The sequence below is a fragment of the Paraglaciecola sp. 20A4 genome (assembly GCF_011378905.1).
Taxonomy (GTDB): domain Bacteria; phylum Pseudomonadota; class Gammaproteobacteria; order Enterobacterales; family Alteromonadaceae; genus Paraglaciecola.
Map to the genome: position 1 here is coordinate 42716 of NZ_WTPY01000015.1, position 23941 is coordinate 66656.

Genomic DNA, 23941 nt, shown 5'->3' on the forward strand with positions numbered 1-23941 from the left:
GAGTATGGCTTATCCCGAATTCAGGTTAAATAGAGGCAATTTAGATGATTTGTGCTGGGATTGTTTCAGAATAAACTTCTTGATAGGGCTTATCCATAGCACAGCCCTACGAATTGTGTTGATTTGGTTTTTATTTGGCATTGTATTACAATGGTACAAATATATTTATGTAGGAATAAGTAAATGAATACCGAGCACAGTTATATTACCGCCGAATGGTTAACCGAAGCCCTGAGATCGACAAACACCATAAGTTCAGACGTATCTGTATCCGCTATAGAAACATCAGTAATCAGTGGCGGTATGATGGCAAATTCATATCTTATAAAGCTAGAGTATGCCAATGGTACAGGAAGCGAACCCGCTTCTTTGGTAGCAAAAGCGCCTTCGAGTAACCCTGATAGTAGAAAGTCAGGGCAGGAGATGGACTCCTACCTGAAGGAAGTGAATTTTTATAAGTACATCGCACCCACTTTGAGTATGAATGTCCCTAAGTGTTACTTCGCACAAATAGACCCCGAGACTTCCGATTTCACTTTGTTACTCGAAGACTTAAACCCCGCAACCATATGCTTACCTAGAGACTGTAGCCTCGAAAAACTGAAAGCATCGATTATTCAACTCGCCTTGCTTCATGCCGACACATGGAATGACGAAAAGCTAAAAAATTACGATTGGTTAGTAGACAGCGCCGCCCCTGGGCATTTTGAACGTATTAAGCCCATGATCACCAAAGGATGGGAGGTTTTGAAGGCGTCTGCCGATGACCGTGTTCGTAGTAATTTTGAGAGGGTCGGTGATGGCTTCTTGGCTATAGCTGAGCGCTGGTTAGGTGATATGGGCAAACGTTTTTGCTTGGCACATTGTGACTATCGCATGACCAATGTTATGTACACAGAGGATAATGAGTCAATCGCCATTGATTGGCAGACCTTGCAATTGGGCCGTCCCGGTCTTGATACCTTTTATCTTATTGCCAACACTCTAGATCCTGAAACACGCAAAGCCCATGAAACAGAGTTGTTGCAGGTTTATTACGATACGTTGCTTGCCAATGGTGTTGAGGATTACAGCTTTGACGATTGTATCGAAGATTACGAATATGGCTCTTTGTATGCGGTAATGATGGTACTGGCAACCACTTACGGCATTGGCGCTACCCACCTTCCCGATGCTTATAAACGCCAAATATTTTTTGTAGTGCCTCGCTATTGGGGCTTTGTTGATGAGCATGAAATTCTGCAACGTTATTCCAGCCAAGCATAACAACTGACACCAATAATTAACATAAGTGAGAGCTGAGAAATGAACACTTTAACCGATCATGACGAATATCTTCATTTGGGTTACCCAAGACAAACTGAGTCTAAATGGAAAGAAAATTATTATTTTAATTTTATTGATCGTGAGGCAGATGCTGTTGGCATCATCCATTTCTCGATCCGTCGAGATACGGGTCGAGCAATATTTAATTTACAGGGACGCATAGGCGGGGAGCGCTTACGTCATACCAATAATATTACATGGCCTGCCACTGACCGCTCGGCCTTTAAAGAAGGAGTGGTACTAACTGATGGTTGCTTGACCCTTGAAATTGTAGAGCCCCATAAAAAGCAGCGTATTACTTTTGAAAAGGACACGACAAAGTTGGATTTGAATTATACGCGTCGTTTCGATGTGTATCAGTACACGCATCATAATGAGGCTGACGCTGAAGTAGAGTCTGATGTGAATATGTCTATAGAGCATTACGAACAGGGACTCCATCTCAATGGAAAAGTCGAGTTTGGTGGAAAAAATATTGAGATTAACTGCCTTGCTCACCGGGATCACTCTTGGGGTTACCGTGACGAGTCCGGCATTGTTGGCTGGAACTGGATTGCGATTCAATTCGAGAGTGCAACGTTGAATTTTACCCGAACTGTTAGTCATAAGTTGGGTGTCATGGGAAATGGATTTATCTCCACCGTTGATGGTACCAAAACGATTGTAACGGTCGAGGTGAACGAGGTGATTAACGATGACAAGGGAGAGCCTGACATAGCCAAATACACTATTACAGATGAAGATGGCGCGAAAACCGATTTTACGGCGAAACGTTTTACCAGTGTTGTTATTCCGATGAATAAAGCACGAACGACTATGTGTTATGAGAATTTTTCAGAATTTACCAATGAGTCAACAGGTGAAACCGGTTTAGGTATAGATGAGCATATGCTTAACGTTTAAGTACATTGCAGTTTCATGAAATATCTAATCATCATATAAACTAAAATATTAGGAAATTATTATGGATGAACCTATTTTTATGTTGAATGCACTTTGGTTTAAGAAAGATGGTGGTCTTGGGAAGTACATGGAATATGGCGCTGCAATAGCGCCTTTATTTAAGGCAGCGGGAGCAGAGGTAAAAGACAATTACTCTCCTGAGGAAAGCCTAGTTGGCGATTGGGACCCCGATGTGTTTTTTGTAGTTCGATACCCCAGTAAAGCTGCATTTATGACTATGGTTAATAGCCCAGAGTATGCAAAAGTGAAACATCTTAGGGAAGAAGCGTTGGATAATAGTTTTTTAGTTAGGTGTAAACCGTTTGAGTGGGTCTAAAACCGATAACACCTTGCTGTTGTCGGCATAATTAATGTGGTTGCTACCGTTAAAACATCTTATTTTCTATACTTTCGTTCCGCTGAGCGATTTTAGGAGCATACGTGAGTAAACAACTAGTTACTTGAACCGATGATAATGGTTTAACCACTTTAGTACTAAATCGAGCAGACAAATTAAATGCGCTCAACCATGCCTTATTTGCCGAACTACGGGCGCATATATTGGCTATCCAAAGCGACGACAGCGTAGGCTGCGTAATTTTGCACGGGGCTGGAAAATGCTTTTCAGTTGGACATGATTTGGGATATGTATCTGAACTTGCAACTCAAACTCTTATAGAGCCTGATTGGGAATCACGGAGATTACGTATTTTAGAACGGATGGCAAAGTCCGTTATTGCCGCAGTACACGGTCATTGCTACACCGATACCCAGAGAATAATGCTTTTATCTGCAGATAATCGACGATTCAGCTTTATGACCAGTATTTAAGGCGTTATTAAAACTAAATGGTGGCTCAATGTATGGGTTAATGGAAGTGATGACTCGGTATAATTTAACCCGTCAGAATTTTCTTTAAAAATAAATCAGGGGGTTTAAATGTTGCTTTGGATTATCGGTATATTTATTATTTTCTGGGCGATTGAATTTTTTTATCTACGTGGTGAAAATATCGATGCCTTCGACCAACCTGCTGGTCAGAGCTTTGCTACTGGCGCAGCACCCAACAACGAACATAAACTAATTGAAAATCTTCTTAAGGAAAATTTCAGCACATTACGGAAAGTATCGCGGAAGGAACGATTGGGTAAAATGCGTGAGTATATGGATGAGATGTGGGCAGATCACGAATTCGTCAGCACATTTACCGAGACTGACATTGATGGATTAAAAGCCGAGTGGGTTGTTGCGCCAGGTGCAGACAGTTTGAATCGTGTGTTGTACCTGCACGGCGGCGCATTTATGCTGGGCAGTCCCAAAAGCCATCGCTTACTCACCAGCAAGTTTTCTCAAATGGCTAATGCAGCAGTGTTGGCGATTGATTATCGTTTGATGCCTGAGCATACTCGACTGAACGGCATCGAAGACTGCCGAAATGCTTATCGCTGGATAGTAGAAAACGGCCCTAAAGGGCAGCAATCAGCGTCAAAACTATTGGTTGCCGGAGACTCCGCCGGAGGCAACCTTACACTCGCACTTTTAGCGTGGGTTCGCGATCAAGGGCTAAGAGCTCCAGACGCTGCAGTTGCACTGTCACCGGCGACTGACAGCACAATAGGTAGCCCTAGTTTTAAAAATAATATGGAGACTGACGCGTTGCTCGGCCCCAGTTTAAGCTTCATGAAGAAAATCCCTCGCAGCCTAATATGTTGGGTATCGCTTCTACAAAACCGTATGAGTCCCAGTAATCCTATCGTGTCACCTGTGTTTGGTGACCTCTCTAATTTACCGCCCATACTAGTGCAGGCCAGCGAGACAGAGATGCTGTTTGATGATGCACGCCGATATGTTAACCGTGCGGTTGCAGCCGGATCCCCAGTTAAGCTGCAATCTTGGGCTCATGTGCCTCATGTCTGGCATATGATTAATGAGAGCGTAACCGAAGCCCCTGAGGCCTTTAAGGAAATAGAAGGTTTTCTAAAAAATCCACGAGCTTTCGTGACTGATAATAAAGCTGTCCACCCTATGGCTGCTTTCACAACCTGAAAAATAAACACTCAAATCACCGGGAATAATAGATCTCCATGACACAACGTAAAATCATCGAAACGTTAACCGCTCAGCCTAATGCAGAGGGAGCTGGGGATGCCATCCACCGAGTTTCGGGTATGCAGCACATTGGCATGGATCCGATCCTAATGATTGATGAATTTCGTGCCGAACATACGGATGAACCCGGCCGCGGTTTTCCACCTCACCCTCACCGCGGCATGCAGACGCTTACCTATATGAAACAGGGCGGAATTATCCACGAAGATAGTCTGGGGAATCACGGTAAAATAAGCAATGGTGGTGCACAGTGGATGTCTGCGGGACGAGGTATTATCCACTCGGAAGTGCCCACCCAGAGCGAGCAAGGTTTGCATGGGTTTCAGTTATGGATAAACCTTTTGGCCAGTGAAAAACTGTCTGAACCCCGTTATCGGGATGTAAACACCGAAGATCTCGGGCACTGGCTGGGCAAAGGTGCAGAGGCGGTTATTATTTCCGGCCAGTGGCAGTTAGATGGCGATATGCTAGAAGGCCCTCTAGAAGAATTGGCGAACTACGTGGCCATCATGGATTTGTCTTTGGCTCCTGGTATACAGATTGAAATACCCATTTCGACAAAGGAAAACTTAATCGGCTACGTCTACAGTGGTCGTGTTGAATTACAGGGTAGTAAAATAATTGAACGACAAATGTTGATTACGGGGGAGGGTGATGAATTAGCCTTTACTGCGGGTGAAAGCGGCGCCAATTTATTGCTAATGAGAGGGTTGCCTCTGCGTGAACCTGTTGTTCATTACGGACCCTTTGTTATGAATACGAATAAAGAAATAGAGAGTACTTTACGAGACTACCAGTCTGGTAGGTTTCCATAAATAGAGTGTGCCCAGATTGTGATGGTCTGAGCGCTTTTGATAACTACAATTTATAATGAGATAATTAATGGATAAGATATTTATTGCTGGTGGCACTGGTATGTTAGGAGCATCAACGGCGCGTGCGTTCGCGGACAAAGGGATACAAGTCATTGTTTCAAGTCGCAAGGATAACGACGTTGTTGGCGATAAACTTGAATCAGAAAGCGATTTGATCAAGGTTGAACGTGTTGATCTTTTCAATTCTGACGATCTCGACGCTCTTTTTAAAAAGCACAAATTTAGCGGACTTGTGATGTTGGCTCATACCCATCAATATGCGCTTACCCGCGACAAGAATAACGAGATTTATCCAATCACTATCAATTGCTTGGAAATGGCACGCAAACATGGGGTTAAACGCGTTGTGTTTGGCGGATCTCTGGCTGTTTATGGTGGATTAATGCCTCCATTTTCGGAATCTGTTGCTTTCCCCCCAGAAGTCCCAGCGGAATACGTAGGTATGCCAAAATTTGAAGTTGCCATGAAGCGAGCTCTTGAAATTATAGCACTTGACTACGGTCAGGATTTTCAGATGGGGCTTTCCGTGCCACCAGGTACGCAGAAACCCGAACCGCATGAATTGGAAGTTGTTATCCTTCGTGCACCCTCGATGTTTGGTCCCGGTTATAAGGCGTTGGGCAGTCCTCTTAGCATCGCGGCGCATGTTGCAGCTGGAAAAATACCGCAGTTCAAGGGAAATCTGGGCTATAAAGACGTGCCTATAGAAATGTTATGGGGACTGTTTGCCGGTGCTCCGGTGAGTTACGTCAAAGATAATGCACAGTGCATTCAAATTGCGATGGGCGCCAAGGAATTGAAGCATCATATTTACAATGTTTGCAGCGGCTTTACTGCCAGCCCACGTGCGCAATTACAGTCAATTCTTAATGTAGCGCCTGAATGTGCGGATCAGATAGGTTTGAAACCTTCTGAGCTTCCAGAAGCCCCAGTTGAGATGGATGCGGGGTTCAATAGCGATCTTTTCGAGAAAGACTTCGGTTGGAAATCAAGTTTTACACTTGAAACAGCATTTGCCGATTATGTCCGCTGGCTTAAGGATAATCAATATTAGATGTGAAACGTGATGCTTATAGCCCCTTTTGCGGGGCTATATTTGATAATTTTTATAGGTCACAGGCCGGTTAAATAATTATTAATTGATATAACTACGAACAAGCCATCTCGCGCATTACTTTCTTGTCCAGCTTCCCTATCGCTGTAACTGGAAGCTGATCAACAAAAAACAGACGCTTTGGAATCTTATAAGGCGACATATTAGCACGACAAAATGCAATAATTTCTGTTTCTAAAACCGCTTTATCTTTATCTGCATCCTTAGAGTTCAGCTGCACGAATAGGTTAACCACATCATTGCCAGGGCGCTTTTCATCAGATGTTCCTACCACTGCAGAAAGATCTACACAGTCGAGCTTTGACAGGGTATCTTCGACATCTATTGAAAACACCTTATAACCACCGACAATCAACATGTCTTTCGCTCTATCACAGAGTGTTATGTAACCTTCCGAATCCATGAACCCAACATCACCGGTATAAATATATTGTTTACCGTCGATTAGACGCACCGCTTTTTCAGTTTCTTCTGGTAAATTAAGATATCCTTTCATCAATCCTGGGGTATTTGCAATAATTTCGCCTGCCTCGCCGAACGGTAATTCTTTAGTACCTGTTTCTAAGTCCATGATTTTCACATCAACACCAGGCAAAGGAATACCGACGGTCGTTGGTTTAGAACGCTTAGGAGGGCTAACCACATAACCAGGGGAGGTTTCCGTCATTCCAAAAAGATCGCAAAGTTTATTTTCCCCTATCCACCCCTCAATTTTTTTACGATCATTTCCCGTCAATGGGGCAGAGCCCGACATCGCTATTTTTAAATTTGAGAGATCTATTTCTCCAGATTTCGGATGATTTAACAGCATTTGATAGAGTGCTGGAACGCCGGCAAGTTGCGTAGGCGGATTTGCGATCAGCTGGTCAATATAATGATCGATATCACGAGGATCGGGTATCAACAAGGACATACCACCAAACAAAAGTACCGCCATCACGCCAGCAGTACCGGCAATATGAAACATTGGAAATGGTGCAGCGCTAACAGTCACTCCGGCCTCCATACCTGCATGAGTATAGGCGTTCTCTGCCACCCATGCTAAGCCACCATGCGTTAGCATAGCCCCTTTGGGGCTGCCTGTAGTACCGCCGGTGTATTGTAGAAGGGCAACATCCTCGTGTGACACGGTCACTTGTTCGAAGTGCGTTTTTTCGTCAGCGATTACACGGGTATAATTATAAGTCTGAACATCCTTTATGGCTGGCATTACAGTCTCATTTGGAGTTTTAATCGTGTCCATCGCACCGGTTACAATGACGTTGTTGATTACACCTTGTAATTGCTCAGCAACGCCTTGTATCGCAGGCACGAATGTATCCAGTACGATCAATGTACTAATGTTGGCATTTTTCACTTGATAAACCAACTCAGGAGGAGCCAGCAAGGGAGATACATTAGAAACAATGACACCCATTTTTGCTGCAGCCACCAAAGCAACAATATACTGAGGGATATTTGTCATTTGAATACCAATTACATCACCCTTGGAAATACCCAATGCGGTTAATCCATTAGCCAGTTGACTTGCCTGAGTATTAAGTTCTGCATAACTTATTTTTTGGCTTAAATAACAAAGAGCAGGGCTGTTCGGGCGATCGATCGCGTGACGACTGACATGAATTGAAAAAGGCACTACCTTTGGGATGGATTCTTCGATCCCCGCTTCATCATAGATAAACTGCCAAGGTTTAGTTTTACCTGTTGTATTCATTTAGTTTCTCCCAAACTATTTTTAATATGTTTCAATCGAAATTTAGATATCGTCTTAGATACAAGAGCCCCTGACCTTATTCAGACTCGGGGAGTTAAGTAATAAAGATTAAAACCAGTTGTATTCAGCTGTTAAAAATATCTGCCGTGGTAAATCGACATTAGACCAGTACATACCAGTAAATATAGGAGTGGCGCCGCCGAAATTAACCGTCGTTTCATCGGTAACATTTTTTGCGATTAATGATAGTTTCCAACGGCCATCTTCACCTGATAGGCTTGCGCTAAGATCAACTTTAGTAAATGCATCCTGTAACATGTAATCATCATTTTGGGCACCAAAAAAATATTCGCCGCTATAGATTATATCGCCTCTCAAATCGAGTAGCATGCCATTACTTAAATTGTATTTGTAGTCAGCATAAACGCTTCCAGACCATTCTGGTGCATACCTGAGTTGATCACCTGCCGCATTTCTGGAGGATGTTATCGGGTCACAATTCGCTTCCTCGGAAACGCCAACAGAGCAACTCGCACCCGGAAAGTCGTCGAAAGTACCATCGAGATAAGCGATAGCTCCACCGATTTCAATGTCGCTGGTTAGTGCATACCGAATATCTGCTTCTAATCCCTGACTAGTTGAGGCTGCCGCATTCTTGAAGAAATAAGAATTAGTCGCAGCATCGAGTGCAGAAACTTGTAGATCCTCAAACGATGTGTCGTAAAGTGCCACATTAGCAAATAATCGGTTTTCTAAGAACGTTCCCTTGAAACCTATTTCATAGCCTGTGGCTGTTTCAGGATCAAAGCTGCTATTAGCGGGTGAATTATTTGAGCTATTAAAACCACCGGCTTTTGTTGCCTTAGTGTAAGAGGCGTAAAGCATAATGTTGTTGTTAACATCCCATTGCATTGACACACTAGGGTCGAAACTTGTATCACTAACCTTACTCCGAGTAAAGTCTGCTTCTGTAAACTCTACTACCCCAAATAAATCGCGAACGCCTTGATTGAGTGGGTCAGTTATTAAAAATGTAGCTTCAAGAGTATGATTGACTGTCTTTTTTTCATCGGTATAGCGCGCACCAACATTCACTCTAAAATCGTCACTTATATTCCAAGTAATCTGGCTAAATAGTGAAAAGGATTCGGTATTTTCAGAAAAATACCGTAGGTTTATAAAGTCATAATAAGAATATACGGGGTAATTGGGTACCAATCCGTTCCCGAAATTGATGGTAGCAGTCGCTCCGTCTTGTAATATGTTGCGATCCATATAGTAAGCACCGACTATATAATCAATGGTTTCTCCGCCGGTTGATACAAAACGGATTTCTTGCGTTAACTGGTCAAATTCTTCGCCACCATTACCTTTCTCATCATTATAATATATCCAATCTAAGGGGACCATTGTACTTGCGGTTCTTTTCGATTGTTCGAATTCACTGTAGGCCGTGACTGATGTCAGGGTGCCGCCTGCAATTTCCCAATCAATTTGACCGGTAAAGTTCGTGTTATCAACCGTTGTTCCAAGGAAACCATTGGTTGCGCCATATTGGTTGGTCTCTGGATTATACCTAAGAGGGAAGCCACTGGAAATTACGCCATCTTTGACGAATCCGTAGTTAGGATCTAAGCTATTGAAAAGCGCTATATAGCTGTCTCCCAATGGTGTGTCTTGCACGGCACTACCACTAAATGCCTTACCACTTACTTTACGATCTCCAACCTCTATTTTGCCGAATAGTGATAATGTGTCAGTGGGCTCCCAAAGCAAACTCAAGCGCAGAATTGAGAACTCATCCTCGTTCTGGTCTTTCTCTCCATTGAGCATAGTCACGCCGTCAAATGCGAGTCGACTGTTTGTATCAAGCCATCCGCCTTTTAGATTTTTCTGGGTTACCAATCTTGCCGAGAGGGTGTCTGAAAGTGGACCCGAAATGATGCCCTCAATATTGTAGCCATCATTTTCAACTTCATAGCCCGTACGTATCGTTGCTTCAAAATCTTGGGTTGGCCGACGGGTGGTAATAACGATAGCGCCAGCAACACTGTTTTTACCTTGTAGAACGCCTTGGGGGCCCTTAAGCACCTCTACTCGCTCTACATCCGTAAAAGGAGCGTTAAATTGGTGTCCTCGGCTCAGGTACATACCATCGATATACATACCTACTGCTTGTTCAGCGGCATTGTTATCAGTTCCTGTGCCAACGCCCCGAATACTGATTGAGTTTAATGTGTTACTTGATGCAAGGTTGACATTAGGTATTCGTTCAACAAGATCTTTAAAATCTACAATATTCTGACTTTCTAACATCTCACCGGTGACAGCTTGCATTGAAACGGGGACGTCTGCCATTGTCTGAACCCGTTTCTGGGATGTGATGCTGATAACTTCCAATTCGTCGGTACTTGCTACACTGGTGAATGTCGTGAGGCCTATTGCGACGGTCATAGCTTTCTTTTTAAAGTGAATGTTTTTCATATTGTAAGTATTTCCCTGTTACATAAGTTGCCATTTTACGATTCGTTGCGATCTACAACTCTAAATTGTAATACAATAATACATATTAGTTGGTATGAAAATGAAGATTGTTAATCAAGTGTTGCTGTAGTGTTATTGTTGCGGGTTGTTCACTTTATGATAAGGTCTTATCGCGTCAAGGTGAGGTCATAAGTCGTCAATGTTGATGTCAAACGACAATAAGCTTTACCATCGATGGGATGATATATTGCAGATTAGACCTGCTGGTACTGGAAAGCAGTCGCGTCCACCCAAAAAATTTGGTTTGGAATGCTTCACCGGTAGTGTTGCACTATTTGTGGAGCACTACCGGTGAAGTTTTTTGCGGACACGACTTTACTAGCTTGTAAAAGTGACAAGTACTTCGAGCTCTTCGGTTATGCAAAATAGGGCTCTTCCATCGGTTTAAATTTTTCCTGTGGCGTAGAAATGAACTCGTGACAAAGGTTTTTTAGCTGAATTTTTGGAAGAACACTGTCGTGTAATTTGAGTGCTAGTTGTTCTTGAATTGGTCGCCCATGTTTCGGTCTTTAATCAAGGGGGAATCCTGAAATACGCTGTGGTTTTTATCATTTAAAAATGGCTATAATTTCTTCGTGCCAACCAAGGGAGAGTTCCAGGCTGCGCCTAGTCGGAAAATGTTTGCACCCCAACTAGGGGGTCTTATGTGGAATTAGATCAAGATTGCAGTCAGTGACTTTAATCGTTTTTTTAAGCTTCACCTGTCAGTTAATAATAGGATATGCAATGCCGTAAATTATTGGGATTTTTTGGGTGAACTGGCCAACACCAATAATTATAGGAGTATTATCTTGATTACTCATAGGTATGTATCACTTTGCTCATGTTGTTATCCCCATTTCAATTTTTTTTATTTGAATAAACAGACCTTCTTATTACCAATGATTCGTCGTAATTTAAGGTCTTAATACGCCAATATAAGATTTTGTTACGTCATTCTCTGCGTGCCTATATCTTAATCGGTCAAGACCTTATATTTGCGCTCATTGAAATGAAGTCTGAGCTAAGTGTTTTTCGGTGTTGCATTATTGATTGATAAATCTATGTCTAAAGGCTAGATGAATTTTCTTGTTCGTATCAATAGTATATGTTAAGTATAATTTATTGATGAAATTTAGAAAAAACCATCTGCAATTGGGAAAGACAGGACGTTGTACGGTATGATCACTCTAAGACATAATGCAATTCAGCAAATATCCCTTCTCGAAAACCTAGGTTTGGATCTTGAACGTTGCTTTCATAATACCAATATATCGCACGAAAAACTGATAGAAAAAGGCGTTTGTGTTAATGAAAGTCAATTAAGGCAGTTTTATTGCAATAGTGTCACGGAATATGGTAATTCCTTTCTCGGTATCATGATGGGAGATAACGTTTCTATCAATTACACTGGTTATTTAGGCCTCGCCTTTATGTCGGCTCGCACGCTTAAGGATTCTATCGGAATCAGCATAAATCACCCACAATTAACAGGATCTACATTTGAACAAGGCCTGAAAATTTTTGAGACAGAGTTTAGTCTTACGCAGACTGGAGGTAGAAAAGAATTAAATGACCTTTTTGATTTTCTTTGCAATGCAGCACTAGCTGGACGTTATAAATTCATTAAAGAAATTTTTGACTGCCAAGTTCCTCTTAATCGTGTCGCTTTCATGCATGCTGACCGAGACCAAGCCGATAAGTATGAGGAGCATTTCGGCTGTGATGTGTCGTTTGAAGCAGAATGTAACGAACTTGTTATCCCTTTGGAGTACTTGCATAAATTATTACCGAGGGCTGATGCCGATGTATTTGAAGTTATGCGCGAGCGTTGTGATTATATTGAACGTCAAATGACTCGTGCCGCTTGCTATCGAGTTAGGATTGAGGATATTCTTCATTCTGCCGACGCAGTATGGGGAGTAGAGGCGGTAGCCCGCGAGTTAAATGTTTCTGTGCGCACTCTAAAAAGAAAATTGGAGTCTGAAGGTACTAGCTTTCGCAAAATAATTAATGAGATTCGAGAGAACCTCGCAAAGGAGTATCTCTCTAAGTTTGATTATAAAATCGAAGGTATTGCAACGCGGCTAGGCTACAACAGTACATCTAGTTTTGGTCAAGCCTTCAAACAATGGTTGGGTATGACCCCCTCTGAATATAGAGAAATTAATTACCCTAATGGAACTTGAAGTTATTCTTTAGTCTCAGTATCTACTGCATTTTAGCAGGCATAAAAAACCCGGAAATAATCCGGGTTTAATAAGGTTTTCTAAACGAAACTTAATGTCCGTTTTTTAGATTTAAGTGTCTAAAAAGAGTACTTGGCATTAATACCTACAGTACGTGGACTCCCAATAAAACCATTAATAGAACCTGCTTGCAGAACAGCACTATAATGTGTGGTAACGTAGGTTTCATCCGTTAGGTTTTGAACATAAGCCCCAACCTGCCAACCGGCATTATCAGAGCCGATGGCAATGGAGGCGTTTACTAGAGTCACGGCATCCTGTGTTGTATTGATTGCACTGGTAGTGAATACTTCTCCAGTGTGAACAGCCTCAATTTTACCTGTAAGATTAAGCTCGGATGTTATCTCGAAATATCCATTAAGTGCTATGTTAGCAGCTACCTTTGGTGCGGTAGTAAAGCGACGGCCAGCAATATCGCCTAAAATTGGATCGTTGCCGTATTCGGCTTTTGGTAACCAAGTAACAGCACCAGACATGGTCAGGTTATCGTTAAGTTGGAATGATTGCTCTATTTCAAGACCATAGCTTAGTGCTGAAGGGGCGTTGCTGATCGCGTAGAATAGGCCAGTAAAGCTTGAAATCTGCAGTTCTGAGATGTCAGTATAAAATACGGCTAAATTTGTTCGGGCAGAGTTTTCTAACCAATCGGACTTGAGGCCTAATTCCCAAGAGTCAGTGGTCTCTGATTCGAATTCAGGCGATGCCGGTGATGCAGCTGTACCCGCAGCGTTAACGTCGGTGTTGATACCACCTGACTTATACCCGCGGTTATACGAGGCATAGGTCATTATATCGTCGTTAAGCTTATACTGTAAAATAACCGTACCACTCACCGAACTGTCTTTAAAACTATCGGAATAGGGCAGGCCAGGCATTACACTAGCTAACGCGAGCGGGTCAAATTGTGGATCACGAAATAATGGATTAGCAAATGAGCCGTCTTTCTTATCCTGAGAATAGCGTGCACCTATAATCAGGTTAAACTTCTCGTTAAGGGTGAAGTCCCATTGGGTAAATATTGCAGCGCTCTCAGCTTTGGCTTGCATATCTTCCTCTGTAAAATCCCCTGGGGCCGCATTAGCAAGCCCTGCAACTCCGAAGACTGTATCCCAATACATTTGAGCATCATTGCCCCAGCCAAGATCTCTGCCCATTGTCAAATCTTCGGTTGAGTAATATGCACCAATAACATAATCGGCCTTAATATCGCCTTCAAGTTGCCCGCTGAGTGAAATTTCGTTTGAAACAAATTCTGATTTGAATGTTTCGTCGAGTTTAAGGATGTCGGCTCCGGAGAAGTCGCCATCTTGGTTAAGACTATTTACATCATATTCGCGTATCGCACCTATATACGATAACGTTCCTATGTCGAGCTCTTGTGTTACGTAAACACTAATACCTGAATCTTTGGTTATATTGTCAGTTATGGAATTCAAGGTTGCTTCAAAGTCAGATGGATCACTAGAAGGAGCCGTACGACCATCGTCAGTAATGAAACTGTTAACCAAGGGCCGCAATGGGCCATCGATAATGTCAGCAGTTCTGAAACAGCAATCATTATCTTGTTTAGAATAGTCGGCTATTATACGTATTTCAGTGTTATCTGTAGGTGTGAATAGCAGTTGCGCTTTGAAGCCTTCACTGTCATCAATGGGCTTTGTGCTATCGTTGGGGTCATTAAAGTACACTTCACGCTCTGATTTCACGCCAGCGAACCTAAATGCGGCGTTATCACCAATAGGGACGTTAATTACTCCGCGAATCAGCTGTTTGTTGTAATCGCCGAACTCTACACCAACTGAGCCTGACATATCATCTGTGTCAGCTCTGACACTGCTGAGTAAAAGGGCTCCAGCCGAGGTGTTTTTTCCGAATAGGGTGCCTTGAGGACCGCGAAGTACCTGTAACTGATCTATGTCTAAAAACTGTCCTAGTGCCTGTCCTGAACGAGAACGGTAAACACCATCGATAAATACTCCCACAGCCCCCTCAAATACTCTTGCAGTTCCTGTTGTTCCTATGCCTCGTATCTGAATATTACTGGAAGAAGACGCCAGGGCGTTTGTTCTAAAAGAAATACTTGGTGAGATGGCATTTATATTTTCAGCATTAAATACACGCGCTTCTAGCAGGTCATCTCCGCTTACTGAAGTAACAGCGATAGGTGTGGTTTGTAAATTTTGAACCTTCCGTTGCGCTGTTACTGTGACGACTTCAAGTGTTTTCGCTTTTGATTGTTGTGTAGCGTCTATCGTGGAGTCAACATCTTCAAGCTCTTGAGCCATTGCTAATTGTGTTCCACCTAGGATGGCTGTCATTGCTGCGGCTAGTGTTGCAATTCGAAATATGTTTTTCATGTTATTTTATCAATCTCCATTATTGTTGCTTTATTCTTTAATCATCTGTTTTGATATTAGAAAGGTAAAATCCTTACATTATTTTATTGTTATCCTCCTTTAACTGCAGTCTTTACGTAGCTCTCGTTTCAATATTTTTCCATTTGGATTTCTAGGTAGATCTACGCGAAATTCTAAGCGTTTTATGCGTTGGCGCTTGCCAACCTTCTGATTCGTCCAGTCTATTATTTGATTAGTGGTTGGAGCTTGTTCGCCTTGCTTTAGGACGACCAACGCCATGGGGATTTCTCCCCATTCCTGATCAGGGAGTCCAATAACGGCTACTTCGGAGATGGCTGGATGTTCTAACATCACGGATTCAATATCCGCTGGGTATATATTTTGTCCGCCGGAAAGGATCATATCTTTTTTGCGGTCTACAATATAAAGAAAGCCTTCTTCATCAATTCTTCCAATGTCTCCAGTACGCAACCATTTCATACCGTTTTTATCTATATATGTTGATTCCAAAGTAGCGTCTGGTCTGTTGTGATATTCAGTCATCCAGCTGATGCTGCGGGCACAAATTTCACCGGTATTAGGCCAAGGTAATTCGTTATCATCATCGTCCAAAATAATATAGTCGTGACCAGGAAACGGTTTTCCGACAGAGGATAGTCGACCTTCTGCATCTTCTGGCTGCAGTGTGGTGTTAAATCCTTCTGTTAGACCGTAGAGTTCAATAACGACACAGCGGAAATTATCGGAGATCTCCTTTTTAAGTGATGCAAACAACGGCGACCCACCAGAGATAATCGCTTCTAAAGACGAAGTGGCATCAGGGGAAAAGTTGTCAGCTTCTAGGATACGTTGGAATTGAATGGGAACCATCATGGTATGGGTGACTTGATACTTTTTAACGGTTTCAATCCATGTGGTAGGGGTAAAGTCTTTTTGAATCACGCAGGTACCCCCTACAACTAGCGGACAAAATACCGATGCCATAGCTATGTTTGAATACATACCTAAACTACAAATTGATATTGCACTTTGATGATAGCGATTGGCGAGGGCGAGTTCGTAGGTAGCTTGTATTCGGCGCCGGTGAATTTGCTTGATGCCTTTTGGTTGACCGGTAGTACCCGAGCTATAGATGATATTACAGGGGGCATTGTCAGAAATATCAATGTCTAGGTGAGTTAAAGGTTCAGCGTCTCGCCATGTCTCATAATCAAGACCGTCAAGTGTTGTTGTTTTTTGATAGATAATACTTGTGGTCAGGGCTGGGACTTGATTAAGTTGCCCAGTCAGTCTTTCGGCTTGCTCAGGTGTAGCAAACAGGACTTTGCTCTGGGAATCATTGAGCATGTTGATTAACCCTTGCTCGTTAACCGCTAAATTAAGGGGTACAACAACAGCACCAGCTTTGAATATGGCGTACATAATTTCAACATATTCAACGCAATTTGTCATGAGTATGGCGACAGAATCGCCACTTTTTATACCTAACGCCAAAAGGCCATTGGCAACCTGATTAGAGCGTTGGTCAAGTTCGCGCCAAGTTAATGTTTTTTCTTCGTCTATAAGAGCGAGTTTATTTGGAAGCCACTTTCCATGTAAGCGAATTAAATCATGAATCAGTGGTGGCTTGATATCAAACTGCATTGTGATGTGTTCCTTTTTATGGGTTGATAGGAATAGAAAACGGATAATTTTCTATTTATCTTGCTACGGTTAAAGCCTGTATTGTTGCTTCAAAAGCAAAGCTGTGGCCTGGGATAGCGTCGCTGCATCTAAGTAACATTCCCGCAACATCTGAGTAGCATGTTAATGCATGGTTTTATTTTTTGAAATGTTGCATATGGGCCAAGTTGTATGGAACTTGGGCCATTTGAATAGGCGCCATAATTGGAATAAATACTCTATTTAAAAGAGTAAGGGGATCTGTTTTTATGTACCTAGAGTTTTACTTTTTATATGTAAAAAATTAGGACTTAATTGAGTACATCCATAAAGCTTTTATCTTGGTGACTCAAAGTAATACCATTCCGCATAAATAAGTGGCCACTCAGAAAACCCCAGCCATTTTTGCGCAAGGCGTCACTATGCAGTAATGGTCAATCCCTTTCAAATAGTGAGAACGCAGGGCAAGAATGGCTGGGGCTTTCCCTTTAGGGCGAGTTTTAAAAGGGCTTACTCTGCGTTGCTCGAATTCGCAATAGAATAACTATTACTTCATTCAAGCGCCTTGATTAAGCCCTTTTAAAATCTCGCTGAGAGACCACTTATTTATGCGGATTGGTATAAGGTCATTCTAATTGTCTAATTGTTAGATTTAACAATAAAAAAAAGCGGCTGAAGCCGCTAGAGGACAGTAATACAACACTATCTAAAGGAAAGGTTACACGCTACTAATGGGGTATTAATTCAAACATTTTTGTTCAACCTTATTTTTCGGTGTATTTGAAAAATAAGGTCAGTAAATCAGTAGCTGATAACAGAAGTAATTATCGTTTTACTTGTTTTTTGAAGGAATCCATCACTTTAATGCTGTACGGAGGACGAAGCATTTTAAATGGGTCAAGATTTGATTGAGTATAAAAAGCCTTAGCATGACTAAAGTTTTTAAAACCATCATAGCCATGGTAGCTTCCCATACCGCTATCACCTACACCACCGAAGGGTAAATCTTCTTGATTCGAGTGCGCAAATAAGTCATTAACAACCATACCACCTGAGGATGTTTCATAGGTTAACTTGTCAATTTCCTCCTGATTTTTTCCAAAATAATAAAGACCAAGAGGCTTCGGCTTTTCATTAATTTCATTCACGACATTTTGTAGTTGTGAATAACTTACTACAGTCAAAAGCGGTCCAAAGGTTTCTTCTTGCGTAACTCTACACTCAGGTCCTGGATTTAGAATCAACGAAGGCAATATTTTTCGACCTTCTCCAACTTCATCAGATAGTGGTATAACACGAGCACCCTTTTCTTTAGCGTCAGTGGCTATATCGTTAATACGATCGGCATGCCTTTGACTAATCGCATGAGTATATTCAGGATCTTGCTTCACATTAGGGTGCAATTTTTTCAAGCTATCTTTACAAGCAGTTACAAATCCTTCAACTGATTTTTCAGGAATATAGACGGTGTCGGGGCTAAGGCAAATTTGCCCGCCATTCACTGTCTTGCTCCATATGAGTTTCTCTGCGGCCAGTTTAAGATCGGCAGTTTCAGAGATAATCACGGGATTCTTTCCGCCCAGTTCAAGTGTCAATGGTATTAAGTTTGGCGCTGCAGCTTGAGCAACTAATCTTGCAACACTGGTGGAACCGGTGAAAAGTATATGATTAAACTTTAATTTTGAAAACTCGGCAGATAATTCTGGCCCGCCTAAAATAACAGCCAACTCAGATTCATCAAAACTAGCGCCAATCATTTCGGCCATAACGTCTGAAGAATGTTGACTTAACTCTGATGGTTTTAATAGGCATCGATTACCTGCGCCAAAGATCTCACCGATGGGTGAAAGCGCTAGTGCTATTGGAAAATTCCAGGGTGAAATATTACCAACAACTCCGATAGGAACATGTTCTACCTTTGATTTTGCACCGATTAAGCCTAGAGGAAATTTACTGTTACGCTTCTCCGGTTTCATCCACTTCTTGAGGTTTTTTCGTACATATTTAAGGTTATCAAGTGTCGGCACAATATCTGTAAAACGGGTCGTAAATGGTGAGCGGCTTTCAAAGTCAGCCATTACCGCGTCAATAATTGATGCCTCATTACGCACTATCATATCAATCATGCGGTCAATACGATCTATTCTAAGCGCTAGGCTTGGGTAGGGGTCCTTTATTTGTGCTTCACGCTGAATGTTGAATATACGGTGCATGTTTTCAGTTTGTTTAAGGGTTGTTTCGTTACTGTTCATTGGAGATACCTTAGGTATATTTTATAGGGAAGGTTATCATTTAGCGTAACCAACCATTTTCTTAATCAATGTTTCACACTGTATTTGATGTATAAACGTTGAACGGGGTGTAATTGATACAGTACAAAGTCTATAAATCTATAAATCTATAAATCTATGAATGATACATGCATCGCTTGATTTGGATGTAGCGACTAAAGCCACTAATAAAGAGAGAGATTTCACCGCGAGGTTAAGTCTCTCTCATATTTATAAAGTTTCTTAGAAAGAACCTCTTAACGTTACCCCATAAGTGCGAGGAGATCCCAAATAAGCATTCACATCACTTCCCTGAGCAGGGGAATTAAATGCAGCCGTTACGTAGTTTTCATCCGTCAAGTTTTGTGCCCAAAGTTCAAGCTGCCAACCCTGATCTTCTGAAACTAAAACGAGGTTGGCATTAAGAAGACCTACGCTATCTGATTGACTGATGGTATCAGCTGCGTTGATGAATTCTTCGGTTTTGTATTGGTACTTAACGCCACCTCTTAGGTAATAACTGTCAGAAATGGGTTGGTCAAAAGTAATGCCCAAATTTGCGGCTACTTTTGGCGCATACTTCATGCGCTGACCAGATATAGAGGCATCAGTAATAACTGATTCGCCATACTCAGCGAAAGGTATCCAGGTCGCATCGAATGTGGCGCTAAATACATCATTCAATAGCACCATGTTTTCAAATTCAAGACCATAATTTTTTGCTGATTCGGAATTAAGAACGGCAAACTCTAAACCAACAAATTGCGCTACTTGAAGATCTTCTACCTCGTTATAAAACGCAGCAATGTTAGTGCGCGCACGGCCATCCCAATAGGTTGATTTTAAGCCAAGTTCAAAACCATCAACGGTTTCAGGTTTAAAAGTAGGGTCTTTCGGTATTGCTCCTGGTGTGAAATCAGGGTTGTCGGCCAAGCTGCCCGCTCCATTCTGGTTAAGGTTTACGCCGCCAGCTTTAAATCCACGGTTATACGTAAAATAAGCCATGGTGTTATCGCCAGTAAAATACTGCACGCCGAACGTTCCACTAATGGCTTCGTCTTTGTTTACCACATCAGTAAAAGCTGGCCCAGGGTTTACACCAAAAGCAAAGAAAGGGCCTAGACCGCCTTCTATATTATAAAAGCCGTACTTAAATGATCCCGTTTTTTCTTCTTCTGAATAACGCAAACCGGTTATTACCTTCCAGTGATCATTTAGGTTAAACGTGACGTGCGAGAAAATAGCGGCGGACTTATTTTCACCAACATTTAACTCTTGGTCTACGGGGCCGTCCGGTGCAATGAGTATTGGGGCAGTCGGCCCAAGAATAGGTATTAGAGCCGGGCCGAAGAAAGCTTGAGCGTCGCTCCCATAATCAGTATTCCGTTCGATATCAAGATCTTCTTTTGAATAAAAAGCCCCAACAATGTAATCTGCATTGAGTCCTTCTAGAGAACTTGAAAAAGTAAATTCTTGAGAGAAAAAATCACTTTGAAAATCTTCAGCTAACGTTAACAGATCGACAGCAGTAAAATCAGCGTCGGTGTCTACCTGATCAATGCGGAACTTTCTATAAGCCGTTGTCGACTTGAAGGCGCCTGCATCAAAGTTATATTCTACATTTAAAACTAAGCCTTTATCATCGACTACCTGCTCGCTTACTGTATTCAGCGCAACTTCGTAATCGTCAAAGTCGTTAGATGGTACTTTGAGACCATTAGATTCTTGTATAAAATTAATAAACGGCGAAATGGCTGGATCCTCGATGAATCCAACCGTTGCGTATCCCACATCACCTTCAGATTTCAGTATGTCTGCAATCACATGGATGTTCAGTTTATCGGTTACTTCGGTGTACCACTGAGCTTTTAACGCTTTAGTTTCTTTACCGTTAACACTGTTACCTGTATTTACATCGGTGTAGTAGCCGTCATCATCAGAGTAAACGGCTGCAATACGCAAAGCAGACGTGTCTGAAGTCGGTAGGTTAATTGCTGCCTTAAGGTCTTTAGCCCCATAATTGCCCATGCCGACTTCATAGTTACCTTCCATATCATCTAACGTGGGTTTAGTTGAATTAATGAGGATAGCACCGGCCGATGTGTTCTTACCAAATAAGGTTCCCTGTGGACCACGAACAACTTGGAGATTACCAATATCGACAAAACTTTCTAGCGCCGCACCAGCACGTGTGCGATAAACACCATCAATAAATACACCTACGCCACCTTCAAAGCTACTTGAATTACCTGCAGTCCCCAAACCTCGTATTACAATATTTGCAGAAGCGGCGGCATTATTTGTTATACTAAATTTTACGCTGGGTGTTACAGCAGAGATGTTGCCAATATTTTCAACCCTATTGTCAGCCATTGCTTCTGCGCCTACAGAGGTAACCGCAAGAGGAACTTCACTCAGTAATTGTGTTTTTCTTTGAGCTGTTACTTCAATTACTTCTAGCATTGGAGACTTTATTTGAGTTTCAACTTCCACTGCATATGTGCCAGAAGATGCATAGACTGATGCCATTGCTACACTTAGTGGTAATAGTTTCATTGACTTTTTCATGTTTATTATCTCTCTTATTTTAACAATCATTTGAACACTATTTAGTTCTCTTTAATTTGATCTCTAAGAGAGAACTTTATATTCCATTATTTCAGTGGTGATTGAAAATTTTTGCGTTATAACGTCTTCCATCTCTTTTCCCATTGCTAACTGTGCCGCTAAGGTTTTCTTTTCCAAGATAGTGATATCAGTAATACCTGCCTCCCTCAGTTTTATGGTCATTAGGATACAGGCACTGATAAGAACAACTTTTGGTTTCGAAACGGACTATGGGATAAAAAATAGGTGTTTTATAATCGATCCTTATTCAAACGCAACGTTAACCAAATGTTATAGGAATGTTATTATTACGAGTTATTTTCTTTGCATCAAGGTCTTATCGCGTCAAAATGAGGTCATAAGTCGCCAATATTGAGGTAAATAACCTAGGTATGAAGATCATTTATACGCAAAGCTAAAACAAAACTTATTGCTATTATTTAAAGTCGTGTGTTTGCTCGAAAAGTTTTAACTAACCGAAGATAAATCCTTCATAACCGTTGTTTACAACTTCTTCACATTTTTCTCTGTATAAACTAACCCCGCCAGTGTAGGGCATAATGACACGGGGTTTCCCTGGAACATTTGCTCCAACGTACCAAGAATTACCATGGGTGATAAATAAAGGTTGAGCTAATTCTATGTTGTGTTGAATCCAAGCTTCTTCTGCATCATATTCTGCTTCAATAGAATTGATTTTTTGTTCTTTCATATGCTGTATACAAGCGTCTATCCACTCTACATGTTGTTCGATAGAAACTAGCATATTACTTAAAACAGAAGGACTACCTGGACCTGTAACGGTAAATAAATTTGGAAATCCATTTGCCATTAAGCCTAAGTACATTCTAGGACCATTTTTCCAATACTCCTTAAGCGTTTTGCCTTCTTTACCTTGTATATTTACACGGGTAATAGCGCCAGTCATTGCATCGAAACCAGTAGCACATACAATCACATCAAATTCTAGGTCTGCATCTGCTGTACGGATCCCTGACTCTGTAAACTCAATGATCATATTTTTGTTCACATCAACTAGGTCAACATTTTCCTTATTAAAGGTTTCGTAATAATGGGTATCCATTACGGGCCTTCGATCATAAAAACGATCACCTTTAGGTATTAAAACGGCCGCTTTTTCAGGATCATTTACCAAACTGCGAATGCGTCCATCTAGATATTCTCTAAATACTTCGTCAGACTGTTCATCGTATGTCAAATCTTGAAAAGTTACTGGTAGTGCTAAGCCCGAACTAATATATTTTTCGTCCAAAATTTTAAATAATTCATCTTTTGGTATAGTATGCATTGGCGCTTCAGCAGGTTCACAAAATAGAATATCTTCAAAGGCTTCATCATTAACCGCCAAAACATGACCTGACACACTATATCGCTCACGATTTCGAATCGTTTCATAATCCGCTTTTACTTTTTCAATAAAAGTTGCAGATAAAGGTTTATTGTTCGCAGGAAGTGTATAACTTGAATCTCTGACAAAAACAGTTAATTTATCTGCTGTTTCCGCTATAACAGGTATCGCTTGAATGCCTGATGAACCTGTGCCAATAACGGCAACTTTTTTACCTTTAAAATCCATCTTCTTTTCTGGCCAGCTACCCGTATGATAAAGTTCACCCTTAAAGTCCGCCATACCTTTAAAATTAGGTGTACTTGGAACAGACAAGCAACCTGTTGCCATTATAAAATATTGGCATTCAAATTCATCACCTTTATCTGTTGATACTGTCCATGAATGAGACTCCTCATCATAAATTGCATCGGTCACTTTGGTGTTAAATTTCATGTTCTTACGAACATCTAATTTGTCGGCTACAAACTGAATATATTTAAGAATTTCAGGTTGGGCTGCATATTTATTAGTCCACACCCATTCATCCTGTATTTCTTTTGAAAACGAATAGGAATATTCCATACTTTGTATATCGCATTTAGCACCAGGATATCGATTCCAATACCAAGTACCTCCAACATCTTTTGCAGCTTCAATTGTTTGAACACTAAGTCCTTTTTTAGCTAAAAGGTCGGTAAGGTAAACACCAGCAAATCCAGCACCTACCACTATAACATCTGTTTTTTTCAATTTATTTTTCATAGATTTCAAGAGTACCTGTCTTGTAGTTTTTTATTAGGATACGGATCATACCAGCACCTCTTTTGAGCTTCTAAGAGGCG

14 protein-coding genes and 1 pseudogene are annotated in these 23941 nt (G+C 41.5%); 8 read left to right on the forward strand and 7 right to left on the reverse strand.

All coding sequences use genetic code 11. From position 1 onward, the window contains the following. Positions 1–183 precede the first annotated feature (183 nt). From GQS54_RS14165 to GQS54_RS14195, 7 genes and pseudogenes are all read left to right on the forward strand, one after another. Complete coding sequence (locus GQS54_RS14165; protein ID WP_166424633.1) at positions 184–1266, forward strand: oxidoreductase family protein; 1083 nt, start codon at positions 184–186, stop codon at positions 1264–1266. 39 nt (positions 1267–1305) lie between these two features. Next, positions 1306–2229 (forward strand): hypothetical protein, encoded by a 924-nt coding sequence (locus GQS54_RS14170; RefSeq protein WP_166424634.1) that lies wholly within the window; start codon positions 1306–1308, stop codon positions 2227–2229. A gap of 61 nt (positions 2230–2290) precedes the next feature. Continuing rightward, on the forward strand, positions 2291–2605 hold the full coding sequence (locus GQS54_RS14175) for a DUF1330 domain-containing protein (RefSeq protein WP_166424635.1): 315 nt from the start codon (positions 2291–2293) through the stop codon (positions 2603–2605). Positions 2606–2751: 146 nt separating this feature from the next. Further along, a pseudogene (locus GQS54_RS14180) lies at positions 2752–3099 on the forward strand (enoyl-CoA hydratase/isomerase family protein); the annotation flags it as partial. 108 nt (positions 3100–3207) lie between these two features. Then, the gene (locus GQS54_RS14185; RefSeq protein ID WP_166424636.1) at positions 3208–4314 is read left to right on the forward strand and encodes an alpha/beta hydrolase; all 1107 of its coding nucleotides are present in this window, start codon (positions 3208–3210) and stop codon (positions 4312–4314) included. Positions 4315–4352: 38 nt separating this feature from the next. Further along, on the forward strand, positions 4353–5192 hold the full coding sequence (locus GQS54_RS14190) for a pirin family protein (RefSeq protein WP_166424637.1): 840 nt from the start codon (positions 4353–4355) through the stop codon (positions 5190–5192). A gap of 67 nt (positions 5193–5259) precedes the next feature. After that, positions 5260–6306, forward strand: a complete 1047-nt coding sequence (locus GQS54_RS14195; protein ID WP_166424638.1) for an NAD(P)-dependent oxidoreductase — start codon at positions 5260–5262, stop codon at positions 6304–6306. Positions 6307–6400: 94 nt separating this feature from the next. On the opposite strand, the gene GQS54_RS14200 is transcribed toward GQS54_RS14195, so the two are convergent. Beyond that, the gene (locus GQS54_RS14200) at positions 6401–8080 is read right to left on the reverse strand and encodes a class I adenylate-forming enzyme family protein (protein WP_166424639.1); all 1680 of its coding nucleotides are present in this window, start codon (positions 8078–8080) and stop codon (positions 6401–6403) included. 108 nt (positions 8081–8188) lie between these two features. Then, the gene (locus GQS54_RS14205) at positions 8189–10564 is read right to left on the reverse strand and encodes a TonB-dependent receptor (RefSeq protein WP_166424640.1); all 2376 of its coding nucleotides are present in this window, start codon (positions 10562–10564) and stop codon (positions 8189–8191) included. A gap of 1220 nt (positions 10565–11784) precedes the next feature. Here GQS54_RS14205 and GQS54_RS14210 point away from each other — a divergent pair. Further along, complete coding sequence (locus GQS54_RS14210; protein WP_166424641.1) at positions 11785–12792, forward strand: AraC family transcriptional regulator; 1008 nt, start codon at positions 11785–11787, stop codon at positions 12790–12792. Positions 12793–12911: 119 nt separating this feature from the next. Here GQS54_RS14210 and GQS54_RS14215 read toward each other — a convergent pair whose 3' ends face one another. From GQS54_RS14215 to GQS54_RS14235, 5 genes are all read right to left on the reverse strand, one after another. Further along, on the reverse strand, positions 12912–15209 hold the full coding sequence (locus GQS54_RS14215; protein ID WP_166424642.1) for a TonB-dependent receptor: 2298 nt from the start codon (positions 15207–15209) through the stop codon (positions 12912–12914). A 99-nt stretch (positions 15210–15308) separates the two neighbouring features. Then, complete coding sequence (locus GQS54_RS14220) at positions 15309–16853, reverse strand: AMP-binding protein (protein ID WP_166424643.1); 1545 nt, start codon at positions 16851–16853, stop codon at positions 15309–15311. A gap of 842 nt (positions 16854–17695) precedes the next feature. Continuing rightward, positions 17696–19123, reverse strand: a complete 1428-nt coding sequence (locus GQS54_RS14225) for an aldehyde dehydrogenase family protein (RefSeq protein WP_166424644.1) — start codon at positions 19121–19123, stop codon at positions 17696–17698. 261 nt (positions 19124–19384) lie between these two features. Next, positions 19385–21709, reverse strand: coding sequence for a TonB-dependent receptor (locus GQS54_RS14230; protein ID WP_166424645.1), 2325 nt, complete (start codon positions 21707–21709; stop codon positions 19385–19387). 511 nt (positions 21710–22220) lie between these two features. Then, a complete protein-coding gene (locus tag GQS54_RS14235; protein WP_166424646.1) occupies positions 22221–23861 on the reverse strand; it encodes an NAD(P)/FAD-dependent oxidoreductase in 1641 nt (546 codons plus the stop codon). Positions 23862–23941 lie beyond the last annotated feature (80 nt).